At 36.6% G+C, this 20,753-nt stretch carries 16 protein-coding genes; 7 read left to right on the top strand and 9 right to left on the bottom strand.

Annotation, left to right across the window (positions count from 1 at the left end; translation table 11 throughout):
* Positions 1-192: 192 nt before the first annotated feature.
* From ACZ11_RS20495 to ACZ11_RS20470, 6 genes are all read left to right on the top strand, one after another.
* Positions 193-1,878: a methyl-accepting chemotaxis protein gene (locus ACZ11_RS20495; protein WP_049668382.1), complete on the top strand. Its 1,686-nt coding sequence runs from the start codon at positions 193-195 to the stop codon at positions 1,876-1,878.
* A 980-nt stretch (positions 1,879-2,858) separates the two neighbouring features.
* Positions 2,859-4,511, top strand: a complete 1,653-nt coding sequence (locus ACZ11_RS20490) for a peptide ABC transporter substrate-binding protein (protein ID WP_049668381.1) — start codon at positions 2,859-2,861, stop codon at positions 4,509-4,511.
* A gap of 139 nt (positions 4,512-4,650) precedes the next feature.
* Positions 4,651-5,583 (top strand): ABC transporter permease, encoded by a 933-nt coding sequence (locus ACZ11_RS20485; RefSeq protein ID WP_049668380.1) that lies wholly within the window; start codon positions 4,651-4,653, stop codon positions 5,581-5,583.
* The gene (locus ACZ11_RS20480) at positions 5,580-6,500 is read left to right on the top strand and encodes an ABC transporter permease (RefSeq protein WP_049668379.1); all 921 of its coding nucleotides are present in this window, start codon (positions 5,580-5,582) and stop codon (positions 6,498-6,500) included. Before ACZ11_RS20485 ends, ACZ11_RS20480 begins: the two co-directional genes overlap by 4 nt.
* A 17-nt stretch (positions 6,501-6,517) precedes the next feature.
* A complete protein-coding gene (locus tag ACZ11_RS20475) occupies positions 6,518-7,570 on the top strand; it encodes an ABC transporter ATP-binding protein (RefSeq protein WP_400905795.1) in 1,053 nt (350 codons plus the stop codon).
* Complete coding sequence (locus ACZ11_RS20470; protein WP_049668377.1) at positions 7,563-8,489, top strand: ABC transporter ATP-binding protein; 927 nt, start codon at positions 7,563-7,565, stop codon at positions 8,487-8,489. The genes ACZ11_RS20475 and ACZ11_RS20470 overlap by 8 nt, the downstream gene beginning before the upstream one ends.
* 348 nt (positions 8,490-8,837) lie before the next feature.
* On the opposite strand, the gene ACZ11_RS20465 is transcribed toward ACZ11_RS20470, so the two are convergent.
* From ACZ11_RS20465 to ACZ11_RS20445, 5 genes are read right to left on the bottom strand one after another with little or no spacing between them, the layout of a single operon-like run.
* The gene (locus tag ACZ11_RS20465; RefSeq protein WP_049668376.1) at positions 8,838-10,655 is read right to left on the bottom strand and encodes an oligopeptide ABC transporter substrate-binding protein; all 1,818 of its coding nucleotides are present in this window, start codon (positions 10,653-10,655) and stop codon (positions 8,838-8,840) included.
* Positions 10,656-10,670: 15 nt separating this feature from the next.
* Entirely contained in the window at positions 10,671-11,573 is a 903-nt protein-coding gene (locus ACZ11_RS20460) for an ABC transporter permease (RefSeq protein WP_049668375.1), read from the bottom strand.
* Positions 11,574-11,608: 35 nt separating this feature from the next.
* On the bottom strand, positions 11,609-12,571 hold the full coding sequence (gene opp4B / locus ACZ11_RS20455) for an oligopeptide ABC transporter permease (RefSeq protein ID WP_049668374.1): 963 nt from the start codon (positions 12,569-12,571) through the stop codon (positions 11,609-11,611).
* A gap of 1 nt (position 12,572) precedes the next feature.
* Complete coding sequence (locus ACZ11_RS20450; RefSeq protein WP_049668373.1) at positions 12,573-13,520, bottom strand: ATP-binding cassette domain-containing protein; 948 nt, start codon at positions 13,518-13,520, stop codon at positions 12,573-12,575.
* Entirely contained in the window at positions 13,517-14,530 is a 1,014-nt protein-coding gene (locus tag ACZ11_RS20445; protein WP_049668372.1) for an ABC transporter ATP-binding protein, read from the bottom strand. The genes ACZ11_RS20450 and ACZ11_RS20445 overlap by 4 nt, the downstream gene beginning before the upstream one ends.
* A 1,185-nt stretch (positions 14,531-15,715) precedes the next feature.
* Here ACZ11_RS20445 and ACZ11_RS20440 point away from each other — a divergent pair.
* Positions 15,716-17,245: a cardiolipin synthase gene (locus ACZ11_RS20440; protein ID WP_049668371.1), complete on the top strand. Its 1,530-nt coding sequence runs from the start codon at positions 15,716-15,718 to the stop codon at positions 17,243-17,245.
* 490 nt (positions 17,246-17,735) lie between these two features.
* Here ACZ11_RS20440 and pyrE read toward each other — a convergent pair whose 3' ends face one another.
* Genes pyrE through ACZ11_RS20420 form a run of 4 tightly spaced genes read right to left on the bottom strand, consistent with a single transcriptional unit; the run spans position 17,736 to position 20,753 of the window.
* The gene (pyrE, locus tag ACZ11_RS20435; protein ID WP_049668370.1) at positions 17,736-18,365 is read right to left on the bottom strand and encodes an orotate phosphoribosyltransferase; all 630 of its coding nucleotides are present in this window, start codon (positions 18,363-18,365) and stop codon (positions 17,736-17,738) included.
* A gap of 2 nt (positions 18,366-18,367) precedes the next feature.
* Positions 18,368-19,072 carry an orotidine-5'-phosphate decarboxylase gene (pyrF, locus tag ACZ11_RS20430; RefSeq protein WP_049668369.1) on the bottom strand — a complete coding sequence of 235 codons (705 nt, stop codon included), beginning with the start codon at positions 19,070-19,072 and terminating at the stop codon, positions 18,368-18,370.
* Positions 19,069-19,983 (bottom strand): dihydroorotate dehydrogenase, encoded by a 915-nt coding sequence (locus ACZ11_RS20425; protein WP_049668368.1) that lies wholly within the window; start codon positions 19,981-19,983, stop codon positions 19,069-19,071. The genes pyrF and ACZ11_RS20425 overlap by 4 nt, the downstream gene beginning before the upstream one ends.
* Entirely contained in the window at positions 19,980-20,753 is a 774-nt protein-coding gene (locus ACZ11_RS20420) for a dihydroorotate dehydrogenase electron transfer subunit (protein ID WP_049668367.1), read from the bottom strand. Before ACZ11_RS20420 ends, ACZ11_RS20425 begins: the two co-directional genes overlap by 4 nt.

Genomic DNA, 20,753 nt, shown 5'->3' with positions numbered 1-20,753 from the left:
GAAATCTGTACTATACTCTATTATATTCCCCTTTAACTTGATTGATTTTTGTATCTATTGTTCCTTTTTTTAATAACGCTGATAAACCCATGAATAATCCGAACTGATTATTACGAGGTTATTGACTTCTCCCCCTCTAAATGGCTAAATTTAAATAAAAAGTAAATGGCATTCCAGAAAGGACGTATCTTTATGTCTGTAGGCAAAAAATTAAGCTTTGGTTTTTTAACCATCATTCTGACCTTAATTATTTCATTGGTCATTATGTTTATCCAATTCTCAAACATTGACAAGAAAGTAGAAAATGCACTAGATAACCGTGTAGCTCTAGTAGAATTAGCAAATAATATTCAAACTGAACGAGCAATGCAAGGTCTTTACATTCGGGCAATACTCCTTGAAGACACAGCAACTAATAAAGATAACTTTACAAAGTATGCAAAAATGTTAGATGCGCATGTAATAGAGATCATGGAAAAATCTGATTCATCCGAAATGGAGACTTATGCAAAAGATCTAAATACATATAATGAAGCTTTTAACAAAGTGGCTGAAGAAGCACTAGCACTTCATGATGCTGGAAAATTAGAAAAAGCGATACAAAAAGTTAATGGCGATGTTCAAAAAGCAAATACAGATTTGTTAGCAGTATCAGAGAAAATTGTAAGTTATCAAAAAAATCAACTTGATATTGTCACGAAAGAGTCTAAACAAGCAGTATCAATTTCTCAAACAATCTCAATCATTGCTATCATTATTGGTGTAATACTTGGTATATCTCTGATGTATTATGTACAGCGTACAATTTCACGACCGTTAAAATCCGTAGTTATCGCTGCCAATAATATCGCTAATGGTGAATTATATCATCAAGATATCTCTCATCAATCTAAAGATGAAATCGGCCAGCTTTCTACAGCCTTTAACGTAATGAAAAGTAGCTTGAGAGGTTTATTAACACATATTCAAGGCAATGCGGAACATTTATCTGCTTCTGCTGAAGAGCTATCTGCCTCTATCGAAGAGATTTCTGCTTCTTCTGATGAAATTACTGTACGTATTAACGAGACAGCGAATGCGTCATCTACCGCTACGATCGCTGCCAATGAAAGTGCACATGCGATGGATGAAACAGCAATAGGTGTACAACGTATAGCAGAAGCAACTCAACAACTTCACCAAAGCGCTGTGACAACAACTGAATTGGCGAATAACGGTAATAGTACAGTCGATGAGGCTCAACAGCAAATGAATGTGATTTATGATTCGACTCAAATGATTAACAAGCTCGTTCAAAAATTAAGTAAGCAATCAGAAGAAATAGGTAATATAACTACAGTAATTACAGCCATCACAGATCAAACAAATTTATTAGCGCTCAACGCTGCAATCGAAGCTGCACGTGCAGGTGAACACGGCAAAGGCTTTGCTGTCGTAGCTGACGAAGTTCGTAAACTAGCAGAAGAATCAAAGCAATCAGCAAATCAAATCGTTACGTTAACACAAGAAATCCAAGAAGATACGCAAAATGTAGAGAAAGCTGTCGAAGATGGGCTCCAATCTGTCACAGATGGTGTGAAAATTATTGGCGATGCTGGCAACTCTTTTGAAGCGATCGTAAAAGCGATCAATACGATGACAGATCAAATAGAAGATATTTCATCTACTTCTGAAGAGATCTCTGCAAGCGCTGAACAAGTAGCAGCCTCCGTTGCGGAAATTGCTCATGGTGCTTCTTCTAGTGCAGCAAGTACACAGATCATTGCCGAAGCTAGTAAGGAACAGGCTGCGACAATGCAACAAGTAAATCATGTTGCTACAGATTTAAGCGAAAAATCCTCGGACTTACAAACCCAAATTAATCAATTTAAACTCTAAACATTTAAGCAGAGCATTTCTTTAATCGAAATGCTCTGCTTTATTTTTTTAACATTTTTGATAGTGAAAGCGTGAGTTTTGTAGAGCACAGCAGTCGAGACTACTCATGATGCCCTATGTAGCCGCTACTTGCTGTTTATTTTTAGGGAGACTACCACTCAACTAACCATATATGGTAAAATAAACCACATAAAGAATTTAAGTAATTCTCTACTCATTAAGTTCTACTTACACAAAGTTTTAGTAATTTTATGTAGGAGCCTTCCTCCTAAGCAAGACAAATGGATTTCTCCAAAAAACAATATCAAAAAGCACATGTTTTTTCCCATTTACTATATGCCAAATCCTACATTCATATAATTGATTCAATGCACCGTTTTTTTATACATCGTTGTATACTCAAGTAATGTGTAAATTATTTCAAAAAAATAAATTTCACTAAAATTCTGTGCATATATTCTTTAAGAAAGGCATATTTTACTCTAATTCTTCTTTTTTCTCTTTTATTTTGATTAATCTTAGATAAATACAAAACAAGTTTCTTATATATCATTAATAGATAAAAATATTCATTCTTTGAGATTATAAATTACAAAAAAATACCTGATCAAGAATCTAAATCACTCAGTTTTACATTGATTTTCTACAAATCTATACAAACTTCTTATATTATCTCCCCATGACTTTCGACTCATTTTTCAAACACCAATAATATTATCTAAAGAATATGAATTTTCTATATAGTTAGTTATTTTTTTATTTTTATTTTATTTTTGATATTCAGAACAAATAAATATCATTTTTTTACTACGAAAGCGCTTTCATTCTTTAATGTGGTGAATCGAAAAAAATTATTATCTTCTTAAATGTCAGATAATACTATATAAATTTGAATCTTTTTTATTTTGTACACAATGATTTTTTTGGTATATTAAATAAGAGCTTCATAGAAGGCTTAAAATTGTATAAGGGGGATTCACATGAATAAAAACAAAAAGTTTTTATTACTTACAGTCCTTGCAGTATTCTCATTAGTACTTGCTGCATGTGGCTTCGGTGGAGATTCGTCTGAAAAATCAAAAGACGATAAAAAAGAGTCTGGTTCAACAGCTTCTTCTTCTAAAGAGTTGAATGTAGTTGTAACTTCTGAACCACCATCTTTACATCCAGCACTTGCAACAGATACAACTTCTGGAGCAATACTTCAAAACGTATTTGAAGGTTTAATGGTTTTAGATCAAGATGGAAAACCATCAGCAGGTATGGCTGAAAAATGGGAAGTAAGTGATGATCAATTAACTTACACATTCAAATTACGTGATGCAAAATGGACTAACGGTGACCCAGTAGTAGCTGGTGATTTCGAATATGCTTGGAAATGGGCATTAAATGCTGAAAATTTATCTGAGTATGCTTCTTTACTTTACCCTATTAAAGGTGCTGAAGCTTACCACACAGGTAAAGGTTCTGCTGATGATGTAGCAGTTAAAGCTGAAGATGACAAAACTTTAGTAGTAACTTTAGAACAACCAACAGCTTACTTCTTAGAGTTAGTTGCATTTAAAACATATGCACCACTAAATCAAAAAGTTGTTGAAGCTAATAAAGAATGGTACACAGATGCTGGTGAAAACTTTGTAACAAATGGTCCATTCACTTTAGACACTTGGAAACACAGCGATTCTATCGTATTAAAGAAAAACCCAGAGTATTGGGATGCTGCAAATGTAGCTCTAGGTACTGTAAACATTGGTATGGTTGAAAATGAAGCAACAGCTGCAACAATGTTCAAAAAAGGAGAAATCGATTATTTAGGTTCTCCATATCAAACAGTAGCACTTGATGAAATCGATGGCTTTAAAGCTGATGGTTCATTAAAAATCGCTGACTATGCTGGTGTATACTGGTACAAATTCAATACTACTGACAAAATTACTGGAAACGCTAACATTCGTAAAGCTTTAACTTTAGCAATTAATCGTCAAGGTTTAATTGACAATGTTACTAAAGGTGAACAAAAACCTGCTTTAGGTATGGTTCCAATTGCAATTAGTGGTTTTGAACAAGACCGTGGATACTACAAAGATAACGATATTGAGGGTGCTAAAGCAGCACTTGAAGCTGGTATGAAAGAACTTGGTATTAAGGATCCAAAAGATATTAAACTTAACCTTTCATACAATACAAGTGAAGGTCATGCTTCAATTGCTCAGTATATCCAAGAAGGCTGGAGCAAAAACCTTGGTATTACTGTAGGTCTTGATAACTCTGAATGGCAAGTATATCTTGAAAAACTTAACCAATTAGATTACCAAATTGGGCGTATGGGCTGGATTGGTGACTACAACGATGCTTACACGTTCTTAGAAATGTTTGATACAGCTGCTAATGGTAACAACGATACTGGCTGGGAAAACCCAGAGTACAAAAAACTTTTAAAAGAATCTATTGTTGAAGCAGATCCTGCGAAACGTTTAGATTTATTAAAACAAGCTGAAGGAATTGCAGTTTCTGAATTACCAGTTGCACCAATCTACTACTACACTAACCTTTCAGTAGCTAATAAGAAGGTTAAAAATATGTCTCCAGATATTCTAGGAAACATTAAACTTAAATATGTTGATGTGGAATAATTTTCACAGCTAAATTTTTTATCTATTAAGCTCTATAGAGGAGAGCTGTCTCGTAGCCACTTCAGCGCGAGTCAGCTCTTTTTAAAATACGAAGGCATTTATTTGTCTGAAAATTGACAAATAGAAGGAGGAGTTTTATGTGATTAATTATATTCTGAAAAGGCTGATGTATATACTTCTCGCGCTTTTCGTCATCGTAACGGCTACGTTTTTCTTAATGCGTCTTGCTCCAGGTAGTCCATTTGCAAGTGAGCGTAATTTCCCTCCTCAAATTGAGGAAAAGTTAAACGAAACGTATGGATTAAATAACCCTTGGTATATTCAATATAAAGATTATTTAATCGATACGGCCTCTTTTAATTTCGGTGAGTCAATGAAGTATAAAGCGCGTTCTACAAATGATATGATTTCTGAAAGTTTCCCAGTTTCTTTAACATTAGGTATCGAAGCTATGCTATTATCAATTGGTTTCGGTGTATTAATAGGCGTAATTGCCGCGCTTTATCATAATAAATTCCCGGATTATTTAGCAACGTCCTTTGCGGTGATATTTATTTCAGTACCTTCATTTATCTTAGCTGGTTTAATGCAGTATTTCTTAGCCTATAAGCTAGAGATGTTCCCAGTTGGTGGTTGGAAAGGCTTTTCCTACAGTATACTACCAGCCTTTGCAATCGCTTTCTCACACATGGGCTTTATTGCAAAATTAACACGCTCAAGTATGCTGGAACAAAACCATAGTGAATATGTAAAAATGGCTCGTGCCAAAGGGATTGGAAAATGGACAATCGTTTTCCGTCATACTTTACGTAACGCTCTACTGCCAGTTGTGACTTACCTTGGGCCACTAACTGCAGCTGTTGTAACAGGTAGTTTCATCGTTGAAAATATTTTCGCAATCCCTGGATTGGGTAAATACTTCGTACAAAGTATTACGAACCGCGATTACACTGTAATCATGGGAACAACAGTGTTCTATTCAATTATCCTATTATTTGCGGTATTTATTGTTGATATTCTATATAGCTTTATTGATCCGCGAATTAAATTGAAGGGAGCGAAAAAACAATGACGCAGCAACAAATTGACAAAGAAATGTTTAAAGTTGTCGGTGGAAATAGTGAAGCAACTGATAAATTGGCTGATAAATCCGTTTCCTTCTGGAAGGAAGTATTTCTCCGTTTTTCTCATAATAAATTGGCGATCTTTGGATTGATCATGTTGATAATAATTGTTTCAATGGCAATTTTAGTACCAATGCTTTCACAATATAAAGACAGCGATCAACTTGGTGTCTTTAATAGTCCACCATCTGCTGATTTTTGGTTTGGGACAGATGATTTAGGTCGTGATATGTTCGTTCGTATTTGGGCTGGCGCTCGTATCTCTCTATTTATCGGGATTACAGCAGCTGTTATTGACTTAGTTATAGGTGTTCTTTGGGGAAGTATTTCAGGTTTAGCAGGCGGTCGTGTAGATAATATTATGATGCGTATTGCCGATGTTTTAACAGCTGTTCCTTACTTATTAGTTGTAATTGTTTTATTAGTTGTTTTACAACCAGGTTTATTTCCTATGATTATTGCCCTTTCGATTACAGGCTGGATTAATATGGCTCGTATCGTCCGTGGTGAAGTATTATCCATTAAAAATCAAGAGTATGTACTAGCTGCACGAACTTTAGGTGCAAGCACTGGACATTTAATTTTAAAACATTTAATTCCAAATGCATTAGGTGCTATTTTAGTAACAATGACTTTAACAATTCCATCAGCAATTTTCACAGAGGCATTCTTAAGCTTCCTAGGTCTTGGAGTTCCTGCTCCACATGCATCTTGGGGTACGATGGCAACTGAAGGAATGAGAGCCATCAATAGTGCACCATGGCGCATGATTTTCCCAGCAATTTTCATCTCACTAACAATCTTTGCGTTTAACGCAGTTGGTGATGGCTTACGTGACGCACTAGATCCAAAACTACGTAAATAAGGAGGTGGCCGAAAATGATTAAAACAATTTTAGAAGTAAAAGATTTAAAGATAAACTTTAAAACGTATGCAGGACTTGTTCATGCTGTTCGTGGTGTAAACTTTGACTTAAAAGAAGGCGAAACACTAGCAATCGTTGGTGAATCCGGTTCTGGTAAGAGTGTTACGAGTAACGCATTAATGAAACTAATTCCACAGCCACCTGGTATTTATGAGTCAGGACAAATTTTATTTAATGGCCGTGATTTAGTACCTTTAAGCGATAAAGAAATGTCAAAAGTACGCGGAAATGAAATTGCAATGATTTTCCAAGACCCAATGACAAGCTTAAATCCAACTATGAAGGTCGGACGTCAAATAACTGAAGTTATTTTACAACATAAAAAAGTATCAAAAGCTGATGCTAAAAAACGTGCAATCGAACTTTTAACGCAGGTAGGTATCCCCTTCCCTGAAAAACGTTATAACCAATATCCGCATGAATTTTCAGGCGGTATGCGTCAACGTGTTGTTATTGCCATCGCACTTGCGGCTGATCCTAAGCTTCTAATTGCCGATGAGCCAACAACAGCATTAGACGTTACCATTCAAGCACAAATTTTAGAGCTAATGAAAGAAATCCAAAAAAATTCGAAAACATCTATCATTTTCATTACCCATGATTTAGGTGTCGTGGCAAACATTGCCGACCGTGTTGCAGTTATGTATGCAGGTCAAATCGTTGAATATGGTACTGTTAATGATATTTTCTATAATCCTAAGCATCCTTATACATGGGGTCTGCTTGGTTCAATGCCAGACTTAGATAACGATACAGATGAGCTATTACGCACGATTCCTGGTTCACCACCAGATCTTACGAACCCACCAAAGGGCGATGCGTTTGCTGCTCGTAATGAATATGCAATGGCTATTGACTATGAGCAAGAGCCACCGATGTTCCAAGTAAGCGACACACACTTTGCCAAAACTTGGATGATGCATCCTGATGCACCAAAAATTCCGCTTCCAGATGCAGTTGCTAAACGTATTGAAGGATATTTAGCAAAGGAGGCACACCAAAATGACTAAATCGGGCGTAAAAAAAGTTCTTGAAATTAAAAATTTAAAGCAGCATTTCGGTTCAGAAAGTAACCCTATTAAAGCTGTCGACGGTATTAGCTTCGATGTATACGAAGGAGAAACACTCGGTCTTGTTGGAGAATCAGGCTGTGGTAAATCAACAACTGGTCGTTCAATTATTCGCCTGTACGACATTACAGGTGGGGAAATTATCTTCGATGGTGAGAGCATCCATGGGAAAAAATCTAAAAATGAATTAAAGAAATTTAATCGTCAAATGCAAATGATTTTCCAAGATCCATATGCTTCATTAAACCCGCGTATGACGGCTGGAGAAATCATTAGTGAAGGCTTTACGATTCACGGTCTTTACAAAGATAAAAAAGAGCGTCGTGAAAAAGTTAATCAACTGTTAGAGGCTGTTGGCTTAAATAAAGAGCACGCAAACCGTTATGCACACGAATTCTCTGGCGGTCAACGTCAACGTATTGGAATTGCTCGTGCACTAAGCTTAGATCCAAAGTTTATTATCGCCGATGAACCTATTTCTGCACTTGACGTTTCGATTCAAGCGCAAGTTGTTAACTTATTAAAAGAACTGCAAAAAGAACGTGGCTTAACATATCTTTTCATTGCCCATGACTTATCAATGGTTAAGTATATCAGTGACCGTATCGCTGTTATGTACCGAGGTAAAATCATGGAAATCGGTAAAGCAGATGATATTTATAATCACCCTGTTCATCCGTATACAAAATCATTATTATCAGCAATTCCACTTCCTGACCCAATGTCAGAAAAACACCGTCAACGTATTCCGTACAAGCATACAGAAGTTGACGATAGCGCATCATACCATGAAGTTAGCGATCAGCATTACGTTTATGGTACTGCAGATCTTGTGAAAACTTGGGTTGCTAATCGATAATAACTTATAAATCCATCCATTGGTATTTTCCAGTGGGTGGATTTTTTGTATGAAGAAAGCTCGTACTAATAACAAAGAGTTGATTTCTTTCCGACCTGAGTGTTTCTTTCCTAGGATTGCGATGAGAAACTTGTGGCATTGTTCTAGAAGGCATTATCACACGATATGATACCTTACCTCTGCTCGCTTCAAGGTAATCGTGATTAATCCTCAGGGAGTCTCTAATCAACCTATATACATGGCACACGCTTTAACTAATATCTCCCCTACCTCTGGCGAAGAGCGTATAGTTATGAAAAACAGTCTTTCTCCCCATATATGAAGAAAGACTGTTTTTTTCTGAATAGCTTATTTTATTGGAGCGTCTGCTGTTAATTCAATAGTTTGAAGATGGTCTTGTGTATCATTTGCATAATCAACATTGTAATTTTTCACACGTTTATTTACTGGAATGATTTCCGTACGGAACATCGTTGGTATTGTTGTTGCTGTTTTACTCATATATTCTTGCCATGTACGGAATGCTTCTGAACGATATTTTGGATCCATTGCTTTTGCTGAATCAATGTCTTCTAACATTGTTGTTAAATCAGCAGCAACGTAACGACTCATGTTAAATTCTGCACCCTCACTATATAAACCTACCGGTGATGGATTTGTACCTGTTCCCCATGCAGCCATAAACATATCGATTTCTGGGTCATCGGCTTTTACTTTATCGTAGAAAGCATTGAATTCGATAAGACGGCCAGTTGTTAATTGCACATCTAAGCCAACTTCTTTCCAGTTCTGGCGGTAGTATTCTACAATCGCTTCATCTGTATCTGAACCAGCCATTGCAGCTAATCGAATAGAGAATTTCTTGCCGTCTTTATCTTCACGGATTCCGTCTCCATCTACATCTTTATAGCCAGCTTTATCCAGTAATTCCTTAGCCTTTTCGGAATCATAGTGATAACCCTCTAACGTGCCATCATAGTAAGATGCAAACACTGGCGGAATTAATGAATTTGCTCTTACACGTAGACCTTGATAGAATTTTTCTCCAACAGATTCAATATCCATCGCATAGCCAATCGCTTGACGTAAATTAACATCATTCATTTTTGATTTCTCATTAAAAATATTTTTACGATTTGCTTTATCGTATTTCCCTACTTTAAACCCTAAATAAGAATAGGCTAACTCAGGACGACCTAGAATCGCTACATTTGAAAGACCTTTCAAACTATCATATTGATTCGTTGGGAACGAAGTTGCGATATCATATTTTCCCGATTTCATAGCTTCACCGATTGAACTTGAAGGAACAACTTCGATAACCACTTTATCTACCTTTGGTTTACCTTGATAGTAGTATTCATTTGCTACAAGCTGAACAGACTCTCCATTTTTAATCTTGTCAAATTTAAATGCGCCAAGTGTTACAGGATTTTTACGAACTGCATCTGAAGCAATTAGGGCATCTTTAACTGGGATTGACGCTAGCTGATGCTTCGGTGCTGCATAACCCCATAGTCCATCACCACCTGAATAAATAGCCGGTGACACTTTCTTGAACGTAATTTCAATAGATTTTTCGTCAATTTTTTTAATACCAGAAATTGTCTCTGCTTTTCCATCATGATATTCTTCTGCACCAACAATATTTTTGAAATCGTCGTCATAGCGTACTCCCTCGTAATCAGGGTGACCAATAATTTCGTATGGATAAATTAAGTCTTCAGCTGTCAAAGGTTGACCGTCAGACCACTTAACGTCGCCTTGAATAGTAATCTTCGCCTTTTTATTGTCCTTATCAACATCTAATTTCCCAATACCTTTATCAGTTATCAAGAAATCTCCATCCGTTGCAAAAAGATTATTTGTTGTGTATTTCATTATTTCTGAATCGTAGGCATCGTCATATAATTCCCAAGAGAAAATCCCTTTAAAAGGCGTATCTGTTACAAGACCTACCCTTAAAGTACCACCTTTAATAACATCCCCTTCGTTTGTAATTTCCATAGGAAGCGTAGTTGTATCCACTTTATTTTCTTCTGATTGTTCCGGTTTATCTTTCTTGCCATCTTCCGTTTTTGCAGCATCTTTACCATCGTTATTGCAGGCTGCCAATACAAACATCACTGCCAAAACAACTGATAGTAATAACCAATTTTTTTTCATAGTAAATCCTCCCCTTTATCCCATTCTTTGTTTTGCGTCAGCTGCACGACGAAGTGCTTGACCGACATAATTTATACCAAGCATCAAGATTAAAATTAATATTGATGCGGGCAACCATACCCACCATTTTGTTGAAAGTACTAAAGGATTTGTTGCATAGTTTACAAGAGTTCCTAAGCTCGGAGTTGATGGCGGTAAACCAAACCCTAAGAAGGACAACCCCGTCTCAATACCGACATTACCAGCAAAGTTCAAAGTTACTTCAACTATCAAAATAGAACTTAAATTTGGTAAAATCCCTTTAAACATAATAGCGAGATTACTAGTCCCCATTGTTTTAGACGCATTTACATAATCTCTTTTCCCCTCCGATAGGGCTTTACTTCGAACTAAACGCGCGGTGCTCATCCATTGAAATAAACTTATGATCAATATCAATTCAAGAACACCATATTTTGGTATTATAGTTACAAAAACAATAATAATCATTAGACTAGGTAATGTTATAAAGAAATCAATAATTCGCATAAACAAATTATCAATAAATCCTCCGTAATAACCCATGATAATGCCAAGAGCTATCCCAGCAACACTAGTAATGATAGTAATGGCAAAAGCAATTAATATCGAATTCTTTGCTCCTATCACTAGCTGTCCAAGCATATCACGACCTGCTTCATCTGCCCCAAGTCTATAACCATTTACACCTGGCTCAGTGAAACGCTCTAACAGTTTAATCTTTAATATTTCTTCTTGATTTAAAAACATTGAAGCGACTAATATTACAACAATAAGTAACGTTATCCCGAAAAAGGACAGCATTGCTACTTTATCTTTTTTAAACTCTCGTAAAACGACTTGTATTCCCGTCGGCGGAGAGTTATCAAATTTGACTATTTCATTATTGTGTTGTTCCATTTGAAATCACCTCTCCTTAAACATTATTTTAGTAGTTAGTCTATGCGGATACGTGGATCAACAATGCTCATAATAATATCAGACAGTAGACTACCTAATAATGTTAAGAAGCCATAAAGCATAACTAGTGACGTAATAACACTATAATCTCGACTCATAATCGAATGGATAAACAACTGACCCATTCCCGGGAAACCGAAAATTGTTTCAATGAAAATAGAGCCACCTAATAAACCTGTTATTGTAAACCCTAAAAAAGCTGCGATTGGTAGTAAGGAATTACGGAAAATATGTCTCGTGTAGATTTTTCGCATTGGGACACCTTTGCTTCGAGCTGTTTTCACATAATCCTGTGTTTTTGCATCTATTATTTCTGAGCGTAAATATTGAATAATAGCAGTTGTACCTAAAATAGCATACGTAATAGCAGGTAGTAGCAAATGATAGATTTTACTCCAATAATATGCCATTGTACCTGGATCAGCCCCTACATCAACTGTCCCGCTAGTTGGGAACCACATGAGTTTATAGCCAAAAATAAAAACGAAAATTAGTGATAATACAAAAGTTGGAATGGCATAACTAATAAAACTATATAGAGTGATAGATTTATCTAATAATGAATCTTGATAGCGACCTGCCAACACCCCAAGTGGAATCGCAATCAAATATACAAAAATTGCACTGAGTAAAGAAAGCCAGAATGTATTTAATCCGCGCTCACCAATAAGTGTGGACACTGCAATTTTATATGTATAGCTTCGTCCAAAATCACCTTGAAAAGCGTTTGTAATCCAGTGGTAATACTGAACATACCAAGGGTCATAGAAACCTGCTTGTATACGAAGCTCCTCAAGCCTTGCAGGATCTGTCTCTGGTGTAATAAGCCCTGTAAATGGATCTCCTGGCATTAGTTTTGCCAATATGAAGATTAAAAGACTTAATACGAAAAGCTGAGGAATCATCACTAATACACGTCTAACAATTGTTTTCCACATTTTATATACCCTCCCGTTCAATGTCAGACATCGCTACTTTATGCGTATCCGAGATGGATTTTAATGGGTATACTTTACCATGCTCGTCATAATATTTATGCTGTTCTTTTTGATAATTGGCCTCGACATCTTGACGTGTTATTTTACGCTCCGAACGTGTTTCTGGCTCAATATTTGGAATAGCTGATAACAGACGCTTTGTATAAATATGTTGTGGATTCATGTATATGTCATTTCGAGTGCCTGTTTCAACAAAGCGCCCTTTGTACATGATAGCTATGTGATCACACATATGCTTCACGACACCAAGGTCATGTGAAATAAATAAATAACTAAGCCCAAATTCATTCTGAATGTCTTTCATGAAATTGAGCACTTGAGCTTGTACAGATAAATCTAGGGCAGATACAGGCTCATCTGCAATAATCATTTTTGGATTACAAGCAACCGCACGCGCGATTCCAAGACGTTGCTTTTGACCACCTGAAAATTCATGTGGATACTTTAACAATACATCTTCAGACATACCTACTATCGCTAATAACTCTTTAATGCGCTTACGTTCCTCTTGATCACTAAGCTTCATAAAATTTCGAAGAGGCTCTGCTAAAATGTCTAATACACGTTTTCTAGGATTCATACTTGAATGGGAATCTTGAAAAATCATTTGAATATCTTTGTTATATGCTGAATCACGTTTTCTGCGCTGGTTTGTAACATTCTCACCTTCATAGAAAATTTGACCCGAGGTGATCTTTTCTAGACCTATAATGGCCTTCCCTGTTGTCGATTTTCCAGAACCTGATTCTCCTACTAAACCGTATGTTTTCCCTTTTTCAAACTCCATTGTGACACCATCAACCGCATATACCTTATCGATTACTGTATTAAAAAAGCCTCCTCGAATTGGATAATGAACGTTTAAATCGCTAATTTGCATAAAGCTCATACAGTCCCGCCTCCTTCTTCACCTTCTAAATGAAAGTGTTTCCAGCAGGTACATCTAACAAAATGTCCTGGTGCAATTTCATGTAATTGTGGGTTTCTTTCATGTGCAGATGCATCAATCCACGGTATTCGCGCTGAAAATCGGCAGCCTTCCCGAGGTAAATTCATCAGCGATGGCACCATACCTTGAATAACTTCAAGTCTTTCATTTTCACTATGTGTTTGCGGAATAGAATTCAATAAAGAACGAGTGTAAGGATGTTTTGCATTAGTAAACAATTCCTGGACAGGTGCTTCTTCTACTACTTCACCTGCATACATCACTGCAACTCGATCAGCAATTTCCGCCACAACGCCTAAATCATGGGTAATTAAGATAATACCTGTTTCAGTTTCTGACTGTAGTACTTTTAGTAGATCAAGTATTTGAGCTTGGATCGTTACATCTAAAGCTGTTGTCGGCTCATCCGCAATTAAAATAGAGGGTTTACACGACAACGCAATGGCAATAACGACACGTTGCCTCATTCCCCCGGACAATTGATGTGGGAATTGTTTGGCCACACGCTCTGGTTTAGTGATGCCTACTTGATTCAATAATTCTAATACTCTCTCCTGGCGCTGTTGTTTTGAGAGCTTTGTATGATACATTAGCCCCTCTGCAATTTGTTCTCCAATCCGCATTAATGGATTAAGAGCTGAAAGAGGATCCTGAAAAATAAAACCAATATGATTACCACGTAAACTATTAAATTGTTCGTCATTTAGTTGCGTTAAATTTTGATTATTATAGAAGATTTCACCTGTAACTTTTGTATTTACAGTATTGTACAAGCCAACAATGGAAGTCGCTAATGTACTTTTACCACAACCCGATTCGCCAACGATTGCTAATACTTCATTCTTTTTAAGCGAAAGTGAGACATCCTCTACAGCAGCGTGGTATGTTTCTTTGATGCGGAAACTTGTAGTTAGATTTCTAATTGTTAAAAGGTCATTTGCTGTATTCAAACAATCTCCCCCCTCCTTTATTAAATAATCTGAAAAATAATTATACTTATCTATTAATTTTGCATCTGCATAATTGCGTCCGGAATCGGCTTTGTGTAAACACAAAGAACTCCTTTCCGATTCTGTGACATACGTCGGAGGCTTTAACTTCTTTCAGCGGTTGTTCGGACACCCACTGAAGAGTGACTTAAAACCGTATTCATCTCACCACCTATAGGGTGGGAGACTTCTGTAACTGCCGCTTCACTTACGTTACAAAAGAGATTTGTACCTGTCGCTACGCTTTCGGTAAAGAAAATAATTGCTGAAAGAAGTTTAAATTTATTTCAGAATTATATTTTTTGAAAAGTTTATTTACACCTCCATTAATATTTGTAAACACCTTTCATATTCTTTTTACTTTTTCAGACAACTAAATATCGATTGAATTATCTGAAAATTAACCGTGCTATTATTTTATCTAGAATCAATACATTAAATCAAGTAAATTTTTCTAAATATTAAGAAGATATGATAAATTTACCCTGTACATCTTTACAAAATAATTTTATAAACTTTATTTTTTCTTTACTGAATTGTTAGTCCTTTTTTCAACTTACTATGTACGCTCCGCTATATTTGTTATTTAAATATAACAATTATATATACTTACTTTATAAAAAAACACCATTTAATTACCTTGATTATATTTATATAACAGATAATAATCATTTACTCTCATTTAAATATATTGAAACTATTCATAATTGTTTTTAACAAATAGTTTTCTAGTTTAAAGTGCTAAAAATTTAACAATAATATTGATATACTGAAAAAGTAATTATTTCATTTCTTTTTACCTAATCATTTACGTACCTCTGGATTATATTCATTCCCAAAAAATAATTTCCTTTTCAAATAATATATGCAAAAATAAAGGTAATATATTCTAAAAGTTTTAAATAAAAGACTATTAACATAGATAAATAGTTAAACTCAAAGGAGTATTTCATGGGTAATAATAAAGAATCATGATTTACTTTAGAGAATATTTATAAAGAAGTGTTTGCAAATAGCGATATTACTAACAATATATATTGAAGCGAGGATGTCTATATTGTAAAAAAAGAAACACTTTATCAAAAATTTTTTAAAGTACAATCTTGCTTTTATGAGAAATAAGAAAGAATAGGTGAAAATGTACATATGAAAAATCGAGTAGTCCAATTACTATTTGTATTTACAATTGCAGCAATTATACTCATAGTCTTAAATAAGTCCCTCATTTCCTTATATACGTTAATCGGTATACTGTGGCCTATAACAATAATTGGGATTTCCTTCGTTATTTTTATTGAAAACCGTTCCCCGCAAAGTACATTGGCTTGGTTTTTAGTACTAGCCATTCTCCCTATTATCGGTGTACTTCTGTACTTACTTTTCGGAAGAAGTCGCTGGAGAAGAAAGAAACATTTACATCGTTCAGAAGAGAAAAGAATGCTATTCCGTGAGATTTTAGCAGGGAAAAGTTTAAATTTAGACGTCTCGTCCCCTTTAAATGAACGATCCACCTATTTAACACAAGTTATCCAAAAATTCGGTGGTGGTCCTGCTGCGAATGAAACAACAACAAAGCTCTTAACAAACGGTGATGAAACATTTACTGAAATCATACAAGCAATTGAAAATGCTACACATCATATTCATATTCAATACTATATTTATCGATCAGATGAAATCGGTACAAAAATTCGAGATTCCTTAATAAGGAAAGCAGAATCTGGCATAACCGTACGCTTTCTTTACGATGGACTCGGAAGTAATAAATTACGAAGCAGTTTCTTACAACCAATGAAAGATTCTGGGATTGAAGTAGTCGAATTTGATTCTATTCTTTCACCTTGGCTATTAGAAACCGTAAATTATCGGAACCACCGTAAGATTGTTATTGTAGATGGGACAATTGGTTTTACAGGTGGACTCAATGTCGGGGATGAATATCTTGGTCGGTCGAAGAAGTTTCCTATTTGGCGTGATAGTCATTTAAAAATAGAAGGAAAAGCATTATATAAACTGCAGGCCATTTTCTTAGAAGATTTTCTCTATGCCACTAGTCGTTTAAATGCTCATTCTTGGAATCAATTTATGGATAGAACATACTTTCCAAGTCAAGGAATTCATCAGGCAGAAGGTGCCGTACAAATTGTTGCAAGTGGACCTAGCTCAGATGATACAAGTATTCGGAATGCTTTATTGAAAATTATGGGCTCTGCAAAAAAGTCAATTTGGATTGCCACTCCGTACTTCATTCCTGATCAGGAAACATTAACATTATTACGTTTGAGTGCCTTATCTGGAGTAGATGTCCGCATATTATATCCTGGGAAAGGCGATAGCATCATTAGTGATCAAGCATCCCAATCATACTTTTCACCGCTTCTAAAAGCGGGAGTCTCTATTTACTCTTATAAAGATGCTTTTATGCACGCCAAGATTGTACTTGTTGATGATGAAGTTGCATCAATTGGTACAGCAAATATGGATATTCGTAGTTTTGAGCTTAATTATGAAATCATTGCGATCCTATATGAATCTAAAACGGTTTTAGATATAAAAAATGATTTTGAACAAGATTTTAAAGAATCCATAGAAATTACATGGGAGTCATTTCAAAAGCGGAGTATTCAAAAGCGCATGCTTGAATCTCTTATGCGACTCATTTCTCCTCTGCTGTAAATTAATAAAAAGACATGTTTACAGCCTGAAATGAATTGGTTCCATGAGAGTGAAGACTCGGCGACATAATAAAATAAAAGGATTCACACACAGTTTTGTGTATGAATCCTTTTTTGCTCTTTGGAAGGTGGATGTCGATAAAAATTAAAAGTTGGGTGATAAAATTTAAAAGTTGGTCGATAAATTGTGAAAGTTGAGTGATAAAACTAAAAAGTTGGTCGATAATTTCTGAAAGTATTTCGATAAAACTAAAAAGTTGGGATGTCATTTTGATCAATATACCTCGACATAATTGCGTCCGGAATCGGCTTTGTACTTAAGCCGGCAGATGTTTTTTTGCGCGAAAGCGAAGCGACAGCAACAAAGCGCCCAGCAAGAATGGAGATCAACAATCATTTTGCCGAATAGTCATACTTTTTTTAATTTGACGCAATAGTTTTTCAACAAGTGAAAGGGTGGTATGAAAAAATTCATACCACCCTTCTTATAGTTAAAGCGCTCCTGCTTTTAATTTTCCATGCCAGTCTTTTAAGAACGGAATGTCTCCTTCTTGAATAGCACCTGATTCATTAGCTGCTTCAATTAAATAATCGAAATTTGTTAGAGATACATATTTAATGCCTGCCTCTTCAAATGCTTGTTCAGCACGTGGAAGGTTGTATGTGTAGACACAAACAACGCCTAGTACTTCACAGCCTGCTGCGCGTAAGGCTTCTACAGCTGTAATGGATGAGCCGCCTGTAGAAACGATGTCCTCTACTACTACGACTTTTTGACCTGCTGCGTATTTTCCTTCGATTTGGTTACCACGGCCATGCTCTTTTGCTTTTGAGCGTACATAAACCATAGGTAAATCTAAAATATCACTTACCCAAGCCGCATGTGGAATGCCCGCAGTTGCTGTACCTGCTACGATTTCTGTTGTACCAAAGTTTTCTTTAATAAGAGATGCTAAACCGTTTGCTAATTGCTTACGAATTACAGGGTCAGAAATTGTCAAACGTGTATCACAGTAGATTGGGGATTTAATGCCTGATGCCCATGTGAATAGTTCTGTTGGATTTAATTCTACTGCGCCTACCTTTAACATAGCGTGTGCGATTTCGTTTTGTAATGTCATATTTATGCCTCCCATAATTCACTTACGATTTTATATGCTGCTACTGGATTTTGTGCACCTGTAACGGCACGTCCAACGACGATTAACGAAGATCCGTCACGTTTTGCGCCGTCTGGTGTTGCAATGCGCTTTTGGTCGTGTGCGTCGCCACCTGCTAATCGGATACCAGGAGTCACACGCAGGAAATCTTCACCGCACACTTCTGCAATAGCTTTTGCCTCGTGTACGGAGCAGACAACACCATTTAAACCAGCTTGTTTTGTTAAGCTTGCATAATGTAATACTGACTCCTGTAAAGATAAAGCAATTTTTTGCTCTGCCTGCATTTGCTCTTCTGTTGTAGAAGTCAGTTGTGTTACGGCAATTAACGCCGCACGTTCACGTCCTGCAGGAGTACCCGCTTCAAGCCCTTCTAGTGCTGCCTCCATCATTGGACGTCCGCCTGCAGCATGAACGTTAACTAAATCTACCCCCAGTTTTGCTAGGCCTTTCATAGCAGAGCCAACTGTATTAGGAATATCATGTAATTTTAAATCTAGAAAAATATCATGACCTAGATCTTTTACCTTACGAACAATATCCGGTCCTTCCTGCATATATAATTCCATACCAATTTTCACGAAAAGAGGCTCGTTAAAGTGCTTTAGAAAGTTGAATACTTCTGCTTCTCCAGGAAAATCTAGTGCAAGTATTGGTTTTGTATTCATAGACGATGGCTCCTTCCGATAATTTCTGAAATATGCTCTACTCCTAATTGATCGAGCTTTGCTGGTAGTTCATCAATAATATTTGGACAAACGAAGTGATCGACAAAGTTTGCTGTTCCAACAGCAACTGCAGATGCGCCAGCCGACATAAAGTCAATAACATCCTGCGCTTCTGTCACGCCACCCATCCCAATTATCGGAATATTGACAGCCTTATACACTTCATAGACCATGCGAATCGCAACTGGCTTTACGGCAGGACCAGATAAGCCGCCTGTACCATTGGCAATCACTGGCTTACCTGTACGCTCGTCTAAACGCATACCAATTAGTGTATTAATCATTGTAATGCCGTCTGCACCACCCGCTTCAACAGCTTGTGCAATTTCTACGATATTCGTTACGTTAGGAGACAATTTCACGTATACAGGCACTTCAGAAACAGCCTTGACAGCTTTAACTAACTCACGTGCAGTTGCAGGGTCTGTCCCAAATTGAATACCACCACATTTAACGTTAGGACAAGAAATATTAAGCTCTAATGCTTTAACATTTGGTGCAGTAGAAATGCGTTGCGCTACTTCTACGTAATCCGCTGTCTCTGTACCCGCAACATTTGCAATGATTGGCACATCATACGCTTCTAAAAACTTTAATTCTTCATTCATCACTTTTTCGATTCCGGGATTTTGTAAACCAATTGCATTCAACATCCCTGCAGCTGTTTCAGCCACACGTGGAGTTGGATTGCCGGGACGTGTTTCCACAGTCGTAGCTTTAATCATAATAGCGCCAAGCTTTGATAAATCATAAAGCTGTGCATATTCACGTCCAAAGCCAAAGCAGCCGGATGCTGGCATTATTGGATTTTTTAAATCTAAGCCTGGTAATTGAATGTTTAAACGACTCATAATGCCACCGTACCTTTCGGGAAAACTGGACCATCAGAGCATACTTTGACATAGTCTTTTGCTACTTGGTCTGTTGTTTTACATACGCATGCAAAGCAAGCTCCAATCCCACAGCCCATACGCTCTTCAAATGATAAATACCCTTCTTTTTCTGGATAAAAGCCTTCAAGTGCTTTTAACATTGGTAACGGACCGCAAGAATAAAAGACATCAAATTCAGGTGCTCGTGACTCTAAAACATTTGTGACAAAGCCCTTTGTTCCTTTAGAGCCGTCAACCGTTACATAATGCGTTTCTCCAAGGGCACTGAATTCTTCCTCATAGAAGCATACATCTTCCGATTGAAAGCCTAGCACATGAATTGTTTTAACACCACGCGCGTTCAATTGCTTGGAAAGCTCATGTAATGGCGGTACTCCAATTCCCCCACCAACTAGTAGAGCTGTGCCTCCCTCTTTTACTACTTCTACAGGGAACCCATTACCGATTGGACCAAGGACATTGACAAGCTGCCCTTCACGATTTGTCGCTAACACTTGTGTTCCGCGACCTTCCGCACGATAAATCATTGTAAATTCGTTGTTGTCTTTATCTATATTTGCAATACTAATTGGTCGACGTAAAAGCGGCTCCAATGAATCCGACACCTTTACATGGACAAACTGGCCAGGTGTCATATCCTGAACCAGTTCTCCACGAAGTGTCAATTCGAAAATGTTTGTCGCAATTTGCTTTTGAGAGACGACCGTCATTTTCTCTTGACGAATCAT

It is taken from the genome of Lysinibacillus xylanilyticus, assembly GCF_001183605.1.
Taxonomy (GTDB): Bacteria; Bacillota; Bacilli; order Bacillales_A; family Planococcaceae; genus Lysinibacillus; species Lysinibacillus xylanilyticus.
The sequence above is the reverse complement of the archived record's forward strand: the minus strand, read 5'-3'. Positions and strand labels throughout refer to the sequence as shown.